Below are 13,409 nucleotides of genomic sequence, written 5' to 3'. Positions count from 1 at the left end.
CTCAGTTGTCCAGCGCAGCCATCAGCGCCGGGATGATTTCGAACAGGTCATGCACGATTCCGTAGTCGGCGACCTTGAAAATCGGTGCCTCGGCATCCTTGTTGATGGCAACGATGCATTTCGAGCCGGACATGCCGCCCAGATGCTGGATGGCGCCCGAAATCCCGACCGCCAGGTATAGCTCCGGGGTAACGGTCTTGCCGGTCTGCCCGACCTGATGCGAGTGGGGCACCCAGCCAGCGTCGACGATGGCGCGGCTTGCGCCGCAAGCCGCGTCCAGCGCTGCACTGAGCGGCCGAATCAGCTTGTCGTAATTCTCCGCCTCCTCCAGTCCGCGGCCGCCGCTGACCACGATGGCGGCTTCAGTCAGCTCGACCACGTTGGAGCCAGCCGACTCCAGGGCAACGGTCGTTGCGGGCGTTCCGGGAGCCTCGCCGCCGAATTCCTCGACTGCGCCGGCCCCCCCGTCGCTGGCCGGGAACGCGTTGGGCCGCAGGGTCGCGACGAAGGGACCGTCGGGCTCCAGCCGCGCCAGCACCTTGCCGGCGTAGTTGGGGCGCGTCCACGCCCCGCTATCGTATTCGAGTGCGTCGGCGATGTAGCCCCACCCCAGCTCCGCCGCGAGCCGCGGGCCAAGGTCCTTGCCCATCGCGGTTGCGCCCATCACGACCGCGGTCGCGCCGGCGTCACGCGCCACTCGTGCCGCGACCGCTGTGAATTGCAGTGCATCGTAGCTCTCGAGCGCGCTGGCGCTGACGACACGTGGCGCGGCGAGCTGGCTCGCCGCGCCGCTCGACCCGAAGACCAGCCCGACGGTGTCGCCCAGTTGCGCCGCCAAGGCAGCGGCCTGTTGCGACGCCGGCTTGATGGCAGCGCCGTCGGCCTCGCCGATGACGATGACGCTCACAGCACTTTCGCCTCCGTGCGCAGCTTGCCGAGCAGCGTCGCAACCTTCGCGTCGGGCGTCTCGCCGTCGATGATTTCGCCGCCTCCGCGCGCCGGCGGGAGCGATGCCGCAGCGCAGGGCAGGTCCGGCCCTGCGGCAGCGGGGACGGGGCGGTTCTCGAACGGCTTCCGTTTCGAGAACATGATATCCTTCAGGGCGGGGAAGCGCACCTTGTTCAGGTCCTTCTGGCAGGTGACGAGCGCTGGCGTTGGCGTTTCGATTACCTGCAGGCCGCCCTCGACCTGCCGCCACGCCCTGAGCTTGCCATCAGCCAGCTCGAGCCGGGTCACCGACGCGACGTGCGGCATCCCCAGCCGGTGCGCGACCATCGGCCCCGTTGCGCTCTGGTAAAAGTCGATGCCCTGCACGCCGCAGAGCACGATATCGGGCGCCAGCGCCTCGAGCGCCGCGGCCAGCGCCGTCGCGTTGGCGGCCGGCCGGTCGCCGCGGTAGCCCGGCTGGCGTAGCGCCAGCACCTCGTCGCAGCCGATGGCGAGCATCTTGCGCAGGTCGGTGTCGATGCTGCTCGCCTCGGAAAAGAGCGCGACCAGCGTCACCTTGCCGCCGCCGGCCTCCCGGAACTGCACCGCCTGCTCGACCGCGAACTCGTCGTAGGGGTTGACCATGTACTTGAAGCCCGATTCGTCGAGCACTCCGTCGCGCACCTCGAGTCGCGACTCGGTGTCGGGCACCATCTTCACCAGCACGGCGATGTTCATGCGCCGCGCACAGTCAGGCCGCTGTATTAGTTATCACGCTCGAGCTGCTCAGCCATGATTTCCGAAACGTCGCGCACCACCATTTCGGAGCCCAAAGTCTTCATCCCGTCGGTCAGCATGGTCATGCAGAAGGGGCAGCCGGTGCCGACCTCGTCGGCGCCGGTTTCCAGCGCTTCCTGCGCACGTATCAGGTTGACCCGCTTGTCAGCATCCTCCTCGACCCACATGCGTGCCCCGCCGGCGCCGCAGCAGAATGTCTTGTCGCGACAGCGGTGCATCTCCAGGATTTCGCCACCGAGCGCCTGCCGGGGAGCGTCGTGGCTGCCGTCGATGCGTCCCATGTAGCACGGGTCGTGGTAGGTCAGGGTAGTACCGCGGTCGCCAACCTGCAACTTGCCCTGCTCGCGTAGCTCGGCCAGCAGCTGGGTGTGGTGGATGACTTCAAAGTCGCCGCCGTAATCGCCATACTCCTTGCCGAGCGTGTGGAAGCAGTGGGGGCAGGCAGTCACGATTTTCTTCACGCCGGCCTCCTGTAGTGTGGCTACGTTCATCTCCGCCAGCATCTGGAACAGGAACTCGTTACCGCTGCGGCGGGCAAGGTCGCCGTTACACATCTCGGCTTCGCCCAGTATCGAGAAGTCGACGCCCGCCTGCTGCATAAGCTGCGCCAGCGTGCGCGAGACCTGCTTGTTGCGGTTGTCGAACGACCCTGCGCAGCCGACGTAGAAGAGGTACTCGGCCGGCTCGCCCACCTTGAGGCCAAGGCCTTCGGCCCAGTCGCCACGCGTGTGCGCGCCGAAGCCCCACGGGTTGGAGTTGCGCTCCAGATTTTCAAAGACGCCTTGCAATTCCTCCGGGAACTGCGCGGCCTCCATCACCAGGTGCCGCCGCGCGTCGGTCAGCTTCGGTACGTGCTCGATGTGCACCGGGCAGGCGTCAACGCACGCAAAGCAGGTGGTGCAGGCCCAGACTGCCTCTTCGGTGAAGCGGTCAATCATGCTCTCCTGCGGGGTTTCGCCCGCGAGCAGCTGCCGCCCGTGTTCCCAGCCGTAATCCTTGACGTCCGTCACGATTTGCATCGGGTTCAGCCCCTTGCCGCTCGCGAATGCCGGGCAGGCATTCTGGCACCGCGCGCACGCCGTGCAGGCCCAGCCGTCGGAGAGCTGGCGCCAGCTGAAGTCCGCGTAGTTGCTGGCGCCGAGCGTGAGATTTTCGATGTCCAGCTCGTCAGTGCTCACCGCACGGCCATCCGGGGCCATTTGCAGCGGCTGCTGCTTCCCGAGCGGGGCGTGGTCCTGGAACAGCACGTTGGGGATCGTCCCGAGCAGGTGCGAGTGCTTCGACTGCGGGATTTCGATGAGAAAGCCGCCAATCAGCAGCATGTGCAGCCAGTAGCTGGCGTCGACCACCGCCTGCAGCGTGGCGGGCGCCATCCCCGCCATGAAGCTGGCGAAGAGCGCGCCGACCGGCTCCCAGCCGTCGCGCGCCTGCGAGTCGCCTGCGGGGCCGAGCATCGCTGCCCCCTCGAGCAGGAACGCGGTCAGGACGATGCCCATGATGGCAAGCAGGATTAGCTCGCCCTCGATGCTCGCGCCGCGCAACTTGGCGGGTCGCAGTACTACACGTCGGAAGAGCGCGACGGCGATACCGACGCCAGCCATGGCGTAGCCAATATCGACAATCAGGTTCCAGAAATCTTTTAAATATATATCTTCGAGAAATCCTGCCAGCATTCCGCCCGTTCCCAAATCGAGCACGTCGCTCACCAGCAGCAGGAATCCCCAGAAAATCAGCGCGTGCGCGCCGCCTGCCAGGCGGTCCTCGACCACCTTGCGCTGGCCGAGCCAGTCGCGCAGGAACTCGCGCAGCCGCACCGGCCACGCGTTGAAACGGTCGTCCGGCTTCCCGAGTCGGATAAGCTGCACGATGTAGCCCACCTGCCAGAAGTGCGCTCCAATCGAGAGTGCCGCCCATGCTCCGAGTAGCCAGTACCACTCGATTCCGAAGTAGTCGTGGTAGGGGTCCATCGCCGCGCCGGCATGGCCCGCCGACCGTTAAAACCCTGTCAGTCCCGCGCCAGCCGCACCGTTACTGAGAGTTCCTGCCCGTCCTCGGCGTCCAGCCGGTCACGCAGGTATTCCGGCGAAATCAGCTCGATGACGCGTCGGTAGTGGGTGCGCTTGGGTGTAATCAGCGCGCAGCGCGATTCGCTGCGGCCGCCGTTGCTGACGCTGGTGGGGAAGAGCCAGGCGCGCCCGAAGGTGCGCCCCCCCCCCTCGAAACCGTCGACCAGCATCCCTTCGGCGGCGCGTATCGCCTCCAGCTCGGGCACCCCCGCCTCGCCGACACGCAGGTTCAGCGTCCCTTTGTAGGGCGTCCAGCCCAGCAGTGCCTCGAACTGTGCAGTATAGCCGTCGCGCGAAATATAGTAGCCTCCCTCGCCGAGCCCGGTCTCGAGCATGCCTGCCAGCGTCACCTCGGGCTGTGCGTCGAAAATCAGGTTGTAGTCGGCGAACTCGCGTCGCAGCAGGTCGCGCGCCGGCGGCAGCAGCGCCACCATCTGCCCGCCGCGCACCAGCCGCCTCTCGACCAGCCCGAGGTCGGCCAGCTCGAGCAGGTAGCGCGCGCCCGACTGCTGGCCGACTCCCAGCTCCCCGGCGAGCTGGCCAGACGAGACGTGCACTGGCCGCCGCACCGCGCCACGCAGCGCGAGCCACTTCAGTGTTGCCAGCAGGGGTGGCTTCATGCGCCACCCCTGAAACGGCGCTCCAGCTCCGCTTTCTGCTCGGGCGTCAGGCTCTCCATCGCCTGGCGGGACTGGTCCATCAGTTCGCGCATCACCAGCCCGTACATGACCGGGAGCGTCGCCGCGCTGCTCGAGCGAGCTTCGTATTCGTTGCGCGCGCAGTCCCGCTGCGCGCGCAACCTGTCGGTGGTCATCTCGCCCTCGCCCAGCCCCTGGCACGCCTGGTCGACAACATAATATTTCTGGCTGTTGTAGCCCAGCGGGTACGCCTGGCAGTTGAGCGGCAGGTCATCGTAGAGCCCGCAATCCTTCGTCTTGACGTCGTAGACCGGGCACCCCTGTTCCTCCCCTTCCGGCGGCTTCAGCACCAGCCGCGGGAAGCCGGAGCCGCTTTCCAGCCCGAGCTGGCTCACCAGCCTCCCCAGCTCGCCGCTGGCCTGCCAGCGCAGCAGGTCCTGTAGCGTGACGGGCACGCCGTCAACGCTGGAGCAGTACTGCCCGCAGCGGACGCAGTCGTAGATGAATTTCGGCGGCTCGGCCATGTTTCTGCGCCGCCGAGTCCAGCGCCGGATTTATGGGTGATGGGCAGCCGGTCGCCATCCATACGTACAGGCACGTGTGACTATGGCCGGGGAGGAGTGTGATGGCAGGATGGTTTTCTATCGTACGCGTACAATACCTCTGTCCTTATTAACCGCCTTCTGCGTGGCCGCGACGGTGAATTCCATATGAGAACTTCCAAAGCACAGATAATGGCCTTGAGCATGCTCTTGGTCCTTAGCGCATTCGTCGGCTGCCTTGGCGATGACGAAGAGCCGGAGCCCGAGCCGGAACCGACAACCACCACGGTGAAAATCGGTCTCCTGTCTCCCATAACCGGACCCATAGCGGTCTACGCGCCCGGCTTCTCGGATGCGGCTAATGTCGCGATTGCAGAGTTGAATGCCGCGAACGACGACTACGAGTTCGAACTTGTAGTGGGCGACTCAGGCTGTGACGGCACGACTGCCGCTTCAGCTGCACAGACGCTGGTTGACGCAGGCGTTGCCGGCATTGCTGGCGCAGCGTGCTCCGGCGCGACCCTTGGCGCAATCGAGGTAGCTAAGGCGGCCTCGACCCCGATGGTTTCCTACGCCTCGACTTCCCCCGCCATCACCGCCCACGCTGATGACGGATACCTGTTCCGGGTAGTCCCGAGCGACGCCCAGCAGGGTCAGGCGATGGCAGCGGTAGCTGCAGCTGAGAGCTTCAGCAATGTAGCGTTGATCTACATGACCAACGACTACGGCGCGGGCCTGGCGGACGCCTTTGAGGGCAGCTGGCTCGGTGACAATGAATCTTTCTGTGTCAAGGTCGGCTACGACGCGGACGTGACTGACTTCAGCACAATCGTCGAACAGGCGGGCAGCTGCGGTTCAGTAGTGATGGTAACTTACGCCACCGATGGCGCTGGTATCGTTGAGGAAATGTCGGCACAAGGCGTCGATGTCCCGATTCTGGGCGCTGACGGTATTGCTGACCTTCCGTTCGTAGACGAGTTCAGTGACTCGAGCGCGGTTGCCGGTATCATGGCGACCAAGCCTTCACCCGGCGGTGACTCAGCTGAGAAGACAGCCTTCGAGGCAGCCTATGCAGCAGCTGGTGGTGACCCCAGTGGTATCTACACTGCCGAGACCTACGACGCAGTAATGATCATTGGTCTGGCGGCTATGGCCGACAACAATAGCGACCTGCGCGATGACCTTGCAACGGTTGGGACTAACTACGCAGGCGCGAGCGGAACACACACGTTCATGTCAAGCGGTGATGTGGTCGGCAGTGGCTACCTTGTCTGTGCTTTCTCCTACGACGGAAGCGCAGTATCATTCAGCTGCGACCAAACCTGGAATCTGGCTGACGGCCTTCAGGGCTAGACCGGCAAACACTGACAAGGGCTGAGGGCGGCGCAGCCGCCTCACGGTCCGCAGGGCTGCTGGTTATAGGCAGCCCCCTGCACTCCCAGCTTGGGCCCTGTTGGGGTTAACGGTCAACACTTGCACTCGATGCTGGAGGAACAGTGGCAGAAGTGGCAGGCACTGCCAGCGGCTACGCGCCGCGGAGTGCTTGCGACGCTGATGCTACTGGATGGCGGCATCGGCTTGCTCTACGGCAGTAGCCTGCTCGACCTCGGGATTGGCGGCGACCTGCTCTGGCTCTCGCAGTCGGTCGAGTTCATTATCGGCGGGCTGCTGCTGCTGCACGCTGTGGTCGAGCGGCTGACCGGGAATTACCGCACTGCCGTAATCACAGCAATCCCACTCATTATCCTGCTGGTTCTCGGCGCCTGTTTTGAGCTGCTGTTCAGGGGCCGTGACGACACGGCCAATGTCATATTCAACCTGACCTCGTTCAGTTTCACCGGCCTCTACTGGGCAGCCGCTTACCTTTCGATTGCGGCCGGGCTCACGCTGACCTACAAGGTGCAGCGGTTCGGCAACTTCGCGCAGGCGGAGATGATGCTCTTCGGTGCGTTCGTCGCGATTACGCTGATGTGGAGCGTCCCCTTCGAAGCGGGCGTTGACGCGGTCAAGGACGGGGAGCTGGCCTGGGAATTGCTTATCTGGGCCTGTGTCGCCGCTTTCTTCCTGACGGGGTTGCTGGGGGTGCTGATAGATCGGCTGGTCTACCGTCGCTTCCGGAGTAAGCACGCAATTCCGCAGGTGATGATGATTGCGTCGCTGGGCGTCTCGATGGTCCTGCGCGCGCTGCTCTACCTGCGCTACGGAGCCAAGATGCGGCTCTTCGTGCCGGACCGCGACTGGCGGCTGGTAACGTCATCGTTCCAGTTCGACACGGCGCTGCTCAAGTTCCACTTTGGGCTGCGCGACCAAATCCCGTTCTATGAGTGGGTAACCGTCAAGACTAACGGGGATCCCTACCTCTACGCGCTGGTCTACAGCAAGGCGCTGCTGATTATCGGCGTCTTCAGCGCGGTGCTGCTGCTGCTGCTGCTGCTGAACCGCACCCGGCTGGGGCGGCAGATGCGCGCGGTGGCCGACAACCCCGACCTGGCAGCCTCATCGGGAATTCACGTCGAGCGCATCCATGCCACCAGCGCGTTCCTTTCGGCCGGCATCTCGGGGCTGGGCGGCGTGCTGTTTGCGATGGTGACGCGCGTCAACCCCGAGGTGGGGCTCAGTATTCTGCTCCCCTCCTTCGCGGTGGTCGTGCTCGGGACGATGGGCTCGGTGCGCGGGGCGATGATTGCCGCGATTATCATAGGCTTCGTCCGCGCCTCGTCGGAGCCGGTGCTGGTCGGCATCGGCAACCCGCTCGACCGCGCCTCCTTCTCGGCGTTCGGCGAAATCGTGCCCTACATTTTCTTGATTGGCGTGCTGATGGTGATGCCGCAAGGCCTTGGAGACGCTCTGGAAAAATGGACTATCGAGCGCCATCGCCGACGCGCCGAGCGGGGCGAGCAGGCGAGTGGCATGGGCCCGATGCAGTTCACCTTCGTGGCGTGCAGCGCGATTATGCTGCTGCTGGCGCTCTCGGCGCTCTACCCCGACCGGAGCTATCCGCGGCCGGTGCTCTGGCTGTTGCTGCTGGGCGGCGTGAGCCTGCTGGGGCTGGCGACGTGGTGGCCGCTCAGGGGCGAGGCGACCTCCGGGCGGCAGCTGTCGCTGGTTCCAGCCGGGCTGTTCGACGGGCTGCACGCTGTCCGGCAGGGGGCGTTGGCCGCGCTCGACCGGTCGCTCTCGGCGGTATATCGCCGTGCGGGGGCGCTTGCGGTGCGCATGACCGGCCTGCTGGCAGGCGCGCGCGCCAGCGCAGCCGGCTCGATTCCGGACGGGGTGTACGACGCGGTCGCTGCGCCGGGGCGGTTCTGGCGGGAGTTCGCGCCTTACGGACGTGAAAGTGAGCGGGGGTCGTGGGTCGCGTTCGCCATCATGCTGCTGCTGCTGCTCTGGATTGGCTGGTCGCTGCCGAGCGTCACCACCTTCTCCAAGTCGATGCAGGTGGCGCGACTGGTCGTGCTGGTCTCGATTTTCGGGCTGATGGCGTTCTCGCTCAACCTGCACACCGGAATTACGGGAATGACCAATTTCGGAGTGATTTTCTTCGTCGGGCTGGGTGGGATTTCGGTCGCGCTGCTTTCTGTTCCGGATGACCGTCCGGGCGGCCACGGCTGGTCTCCCTTCGCGGCGCTGCTGTTCGGCATCCTGCTCGCAGCCGCTGCGGGCTACCTGCTGGCGTATCCCACCGCGCGGTTACGGATGGACTATTTCGCGATTGTCACCATCTCGTTGGGGGAGGTGCTGCGGGTCTCGCTGCTGGCCGAGCCGATGCTCGCCGCCGGGACCCCCACTTCGGCGGTCGGCATCTCTAACTACGACCTGCCGCTCGAGGGCTGGTGGGATGGCGGCGCGAGCGCGACGGTCGGCGGTTGGCTGGGACTGGGGGAACCGGCCGCCTACCACCTGCTGCTGGCGGCGCTGGCGCTGGCGGCGCTGTTGTTGGTGTGGTTGCTGCTCGAGACGATGCTCAACGCACCGTGGGGGCGCGTGCTGCGCGCCATCCGCGAGGACGAGGAGGTCGCCAAGCACCACGGCCACGATGTCCTGCGCAACAAGGCCTACTCGCTGGCGCTGGGCGCCGGCATCGCCGGCTTGGCAGGGGGGTTGTGGGTCTGGCTGAACGGCGCCGTGTTCCCCGAGTTCATCAGCCCCGTCAAGTCCACCTTCCTGGTCTGGGCGGCGTTTATCGTCGGCGGCCGCGCCAATAATCGCGGGATGATTATTGGTGCCTTCATCATCGTGCTGGTGGACCTGCTCTTCAACGCCATGGTTGCCGCGCAGGGCGACACTTCGGCCGCTTTCCACGACGAGGCAATGTGGATGGAGGGGGGCTTTGCGTGGTGGATAACCGACGTTATGGGCATATTCACTAGCGACTTGGCGATTAGCGAGGTCTTCGGTGATTCGGTCGCGCTCGGCGCGGCCGGCTTCGCCTACATCAAGCTGGCGCTGGTGGGGCTGGTCATTGTGGTCTCGCTCCAGTTCTCGGCCAAGGGGCTGCTACCGGAGGTCCCGAGCCGGCCGGAAGACCCGGCTGGTGGCCTTGCGGGTGAGCCTGCTGGAGCAACCAGCAGCGGCACGGAACCGGGAGGCGAGGCGGAATGAGTACGGTCCTGCGCGTTAGCAACCTCTCGAAGGAGTTCGGCGGGCTGCGTGCGGTCGATGATTTCTCGCTCGAGGTGGGCGCCGGCGAGTTCGTCGGCCTGATTGGCCCGAACGGCTGCGGCAAGACGACGACGTTCAACTGCATTTCCGGGTTGCTGGACGCCACGGGCGGCGACGTCGAGATATTCGGCCAGCCGGCGGGACGCTTGCGCCCCGACCAGATTCAGCAGCTGGGGCTGACGCGCACCTTCCAGCACACGCGGCTCTGGCGCGAGATGACTGCCATCGAGAACCTGTTGATTCCGCCGCGAAACCAGTTCGGGCTCGACCCGCTGCGGGCGCTGCTGACACCCTGGCGCCGGGAGGAGGAGCGGGCTCGAGTGCGGCGCGCCTACGAGGTGCTGGACCAGCTGCAGATACGGCACATGGCGCACAACCTGACCAGCGAGCTCTCGGGCGGGCAGTCGAAGCTGGTCGATATCGGGCGCGCGCTGATGGGCGAACCGCAGCTGCTGTTGCTCGACGAGCCGGTCGCAGGCGTCGCGGGGCCGCTGGCCGACAAGATTTTCAACGACCTGCACCGCATCGTCAACGAGACCGGCATCTCGGTGGTAATCATCGAGCATAACATGGACTTCATCCTGCGGCAGGGAGTTGACCGTATCGTGGTGATGGACCGCGGCCGGGTGCTGATGGAGGGCACCCCCAACGAGGTCAAGGCGAGCTCCGAGGTAATCGAGGCCTACCTCGGCGGCCGCGCCGGAGGCGCTGGATGAGCCGGGTGCTCGACGTCGCGGGGCTCGACGGCGGCTACGGCTCGGTGCAAATCCTGAAGGACATCTCGCTCCACGTTGACAAAGGCGAGTTTGTCACCATCATCGGCCCCAACGGCTGCGGCAAGTCCACTTTCATCAAGGTAATCTTCGGCATCGCGACGCACTACCGCGGCACGGTCCAGCACCGCGGCGAGAGCATCGCCGGCTGGCGCACCGACCAGCTGGTGCAGCGCGGCATCGCCTACGTGCCGCAGGTCGACAACGTCTTTCCCGGGCTGAACGTGCGTGAAAACCTCGAGATGGGCGGCGTGCGGCTGCCGCCGAGCCTGCTGGAAGAGCGCATCTCGCGCGCGCTGGAGATGTTCCCCGACCTGCGCAACAGGGTGCATGACCTAGCGGCATCACTGTCCGGCGGCGAGCGCCAGATGCTCGCCATCTCACGAGCCCTAATTTCGAACCCAACCTTCCTGCTGCTGGACGAGCCCACCGCGGCGCTCAGCCCGCTCTACCAGGAACAGATTATCGAGCGTATCGACTCGCTACGTGAGAAGGGCATCACCATCCTCATCGTGGAGCAGAACGCGCGGCTCTCGCTGGCGCGCTCCGACCGCGGCTACATCCTTGCCAATGGCGAAGTAGTCCACACCGCACTAGCCTCCGAGATTCTCGACGACCCACATATAAACGAATACTTCCTCGGCACCCTGCACGACTGATCCGTTTCTGCGACGCCCGGTTTCGACCAACCTGCCTTTAATCCGCCCCTGCTGCGGGCCGCATGCAGTTCTTCATCGACACCGCCGACGTGGCGGAAATCCGCGAAGCGCAGGCGCTGGGCATCCTCGACGGCGTCACGACCAATCCCTCGCTCGTAGCGAAGAGCGGGTGCGACTTCGAGGAAGTCGCGCGCGAAATCCTTGAGCTGGTGGACGGCCCTGTCTCGCTTGAAGTCACCGCGCTCGACACGGCCGGAATGCTGGCCGAAGCGGCGGAGCTGGCGAGCTGGGGCGAGAACGCGGTCATCAAGCTGCCGCTGACGCCCGACGGGCTCAAGGCGTGCAAGACCCTCGAAGGGAAGGGCACACGCACCAACGTCACGCTCTGCTTCTCGGCCAACCAGGCGCTGCTGGCAGCGAAGGCGGGAGCGAGCTACGTCTCGCCCTTCATCGGGCGGCTCGACGACATCTCCGAAGTGGGGATGGACCTGATTCGGGACATGCGGCTGATTTTCGACAACTACGGCTTCCGGACGCAAATCCTGGCCGCCTCGATTCGCAACCCGGTGCATGTGCTCGAGTCCGCCCTTGCCGGCGCGGACGTCGCGACCATCCCCTTCAGCGTCTTTAACCAGCTGGTGAAGCATCCGCTGACCGACATCGGGCTCGCGAAATTCCTCGCCGACTGGGAAAAGCGCAAGCAGTGAGCGGTGGGGACTGAAGCTCCCTGACGCTCCCATCGGGCGGCAGCGGTTAATCCCCCGGCAGGCTGGCGCGGCATGGAGCAGCAGCGGCCGGTCTGGACGACCTACACGATGCTGCTAATTGTCGCCGTCACATGGGGTGCGGCGTGGCCGGTCGGCCGCGCGCTGGCGCTGGCTGCGCCGCCGTGGTCGGCGATGGCGCTGCGCTACTGCTTCGCGGTTCCGCTGCTCTTCGCGTGGCTCCACTTCGCGGAAGGCGTGCGGCTCCCGCCGCGCAGCGAATGGCGCGCGCTGGCGCTGATGGGTATTACGTCAGTCGTGCTCTATCAGGTCGGCTTCATCTTCGGCATGCGCGAGACCGTCGCTTCCGACGCGTCGCTGGTGATTGCGCTCAACCCGGTGATGGTCGCGCTGCTCTCCGTGCCCTTGCTCGGCTACCGCCTGACGCGCAACGCGAGCATCGGGCTGGCGAGCGGCTTTGCGGGCGTGGCGCTGATTTTTCTCGCGTCGCCCAACGAGCATATTCCCTTCGAGCAGCGGCTCTACGGCAACGGCCTGATTCTCTTCGGCGCAGCCGCCTACAGCATCTACACCGTCACGCTGCGCGGTTACCTGCTGCGCGGCGGCTCGCAGTCGCCGCTCGGCGCGCTGACCTGGGCGTCGCTCATCGGGACGCTGCTGCTGCTGCCGCCGATGCTGGCCGAGCAGCCGTGGCAGCACGACTGGACGACCGCCGAATGGGCGTTCCTCGCTTACCTCGGCGTGCTCTCAACCGTCGTCTGCTACGCCTTCTTCGCCATGGGCGTCGCCGCTATCGGCGCCCCCCGCACGGCGAGCTTCATCAACCTCGTCCCGATTTTCGGCATCGCCACCGCGGTCCTCTGGCCGGCGCTCGACGAGCAATTCGGCCTGGCGCACGTCGCCAGTTTCGCGCTGGTCTACGCCGGCGTCAGGCTGGTCAACACGCAGCCGCCCGAAGGAATAGACTGACTCCCCGTCAGGCGACCTGCGGGTAGAGCAGGAACGCCCGGTACGCGAAGCCGGCCGCGAACACCAGCATCGCGATGCCGCAGCCGCCCAGCGCCAGGCGGTAGCCCCGCGTCGAGAGCTGGCCGCGCGACCAGTCGAAGAGCCACGCAATGGCAACCTTGACCATGATTATTGTCAACAGGAACGCCAGCGCGTAGGCGACCGGCGCCAGCGGCTCCTCCGCCGCGGCAGAAGCCATTAGCGGCCCGCCAATCAGGAACCAGAAGACGTAGACATTGGGGTTGAGCAGGTTGGTCAGGACGCCACGCCGGAACGAGCCGGTCGCCTCCGCCCCGGAAAGTTCGACTTCGGGCGGCTCGATTGAGAAGCACTCGCCCCCCATCTTCACCAGAAACAGTGCCCCGAGCACCGAAATCAGCAACAACACCGCCGGCTGTGTCGCAATCCAGCCCGCCGCCAGCAGGCTGGCGACAATCAGCGGGCCGTCGCTGAAGATGGGCGCCGCGGCTGCCCGGGCACCTGCCCGCAGGCCGCCCGAGAGCGTTTCGCGAATTGCCACCGTCAGCAGCGGCCCCGGCTTCACCCCCTCGATGATGCCGAGCGTCGCCCCTATCGCCGCGAGCGAAATTATCAGTTCAGCCGCCATCCCT

12 protein-coding genes are annotated in these 13,409 nt (G+C 65.6%); 6 read left to right on the top strand and 6 right to left on the bottom strand.

Annotated features, from left to right (window positions below; all coding sequences use genetic code 11):
- Window position 1: 1 nt before the first annotated feature.
- From QGG57_05675 to QGG57_05655, 5 genes are read right to left on the bottom strand one after another with little or no spacing between them, the layout of a single operon-like run.
- Window positions 2-907, bottom strand: coding sequence for an electron transfer flavoprotein subunit alpha/FixB family protein (locus tag QGG57_05675; protein MDP7007657.1), 906 nt, complete (start codon window positions 905-907; stop codon window positions 2-4).
- The gene (locus tag QGG57_05670) at window positions 904-1,665 is read right to left on the bottom strand and encodes an electron transfer flavoprotein subunit beta/FixA family protein (GenBank protein ID MDP7007656.1); all 762 of its coding nucleotides are present in this window, start codon (window positions 1,663-1,665) and stop codon (window positions 904-906) included. Before QGG57_05670 ends, QGG57_05675 begins: the two co-directional genes overlap by 4 nt.
- Before the next feature lie 26 nt (window positions 1,666-1,691).
- Window positions 1,692-3,692: a (Fe-S)-binding protein gene (locus tag QGG57_05665; GenBank protein ID MDP7007655.1), complete on the bottom strand. Its 2,001-nt coding sequence runs from the start codon at window positions 3,690-3,692 to the stop codon at window positions 1,692-1,694.
- Window positions 3,693-3,730: 38 nt separating this feature from the next.
- Window positions 3,731-4,411 (bottom strand): DUF120 domain-containing protein, encoded by a 681-nt coding sequence (locus QGG57_05660; GenBank protein MDP7007654.1) that lies wholly within the window; start codon window positions 4,409-4,411, stop codon window positions 3,731-3,733.
- Complete coding sequence (locus QGG57_05655; protein MDP7007653.1) at window positions 4,408-4,953, bottom strand: YkgJ family cysteine cluster protein; 546 nt, start codon at window positions 4,951-4,953, stop codon at window positions 4,408-4,410. The genes QGG57_05660 and QGG57_05655 overlap by 4 nt, the downstream gene beginning before the upstream one ends.
- Before the next feature lie 222 nt (window positions 4,954-5,175).
- On the opposite strand from QGG57_05655, the gene QGG57_05650 reads away from it, so the two are divergent.
- The 6 genes from QGG57_05650 (at window position 5,176) to QGG57_05625 (ending at window position 12,759) form a co-directional block, all read left to right on the top strand.
- Window positions 5,176-6,324: an ABC transporter substrate-binding protein gene (locus tag QGG57_05650; protein ID MDP7007652.1), complete on the top strand. Its 1,149-nt coding sequence runs from the start codon at window positions 5,176-5,178 to the stop codon at window positions 6,322-6,324.
- Window positions 6,325-6,453: 129 nt separating this feature from the next.
- The gene (locus QGG57_05645) at window positions 6,454-9,573 is read left to right on the top strand and encodes an ABC transporter permease (GenBank protein MDP7007651.1); all 3,120 of its coding nucleotides are present in this window, start codon (window positions 6,454-6,456) and stop codon (window positions 9,571-9,573) included.
- Window positions 9,570-10,349 carry an ABC transporter ATP-binding protein gene (locus QGG57_05640; GenBank protein ID MDP7007650.1) on the top strand — a complete coding sequence of 260 codons (780 nt, stop codon included), beginning with the start codon at window positions 9,570-9,572 and terminating at the stop codon, window positions 10,347-10,349. The genes QGG57_05645 and QGG57_05640 overlap by 4 nt, the downstream gene beginning before the upstream one ends.
- Window positions 10,346-11,065: an ABC transporter ATP-binding protein gene (locus QGG57_05635; protein MDP7007649.1), complete on the top strand. Its 720-nt coding sequence runs from the start codon at window positions 10,346-10,348 to the stop codon at window positions 11,063-11,065. Before QGG57_05640 ends, QGG57_05635 begins: the two co-directional genes overlap by 4 nt.
- Before the next feature lie 62 nt (window positions 11,066-11,127).
- Window positions 11,128-11,772 carry a fructose-6-phosphate aldolase gene (gene fsa / locus QGG57_05630; protein MDP7007648.1) on the top strand — a complete coding sequence of 215 codons (645 nt, stop codon included), beginning with the start codon at window positions 11,128-11,130 and terminating at the stop codon, window positions 11,770-11,772.
- 72 nt (window positions 11,773-11,844) lie between these two features.
- Window positions 11,845-12,759, top strand: coding sequence for a DMT family transporter (locus QGG57_05625; protein ID MDP7007647.1), 915 nt, complete (start codon window positions 11,845-11,847; stop codon window positions 12,757-12,759).
- A gap of 7 nt (window positions 12,760-12,766) precedes the next feature.
- Here the strand turns inward: QGG57_05625 and QGG57_05620 are convergent, their stop codons facing one another.
- Window positions 12,767-13,405, bottom strand: a complete 639-nt coding sequence (locus QGG57_05620) for a LysE family transporter (protein MDP7007646.1) — start codon at window positions 13,403-13,405, stop codon at window positions 12,767-12,769.
- Window positions 13,406-13,409: the final 4 nt, after the last annotated feature.

It is taken from the genome of Candidatus Poseidoniia archaeon (assembly GCA_030748895.1).
Lineage (GTDB): Archaea > Thermoplasmatota > Poseidoniia > MGIII > CG-Epi1 > UBA8886.
The sequence above is the reverse complement of the archived record's forward strand: the minus strand, read 5'-3'. Positions and strand labels throughout refer to the sequence as shown.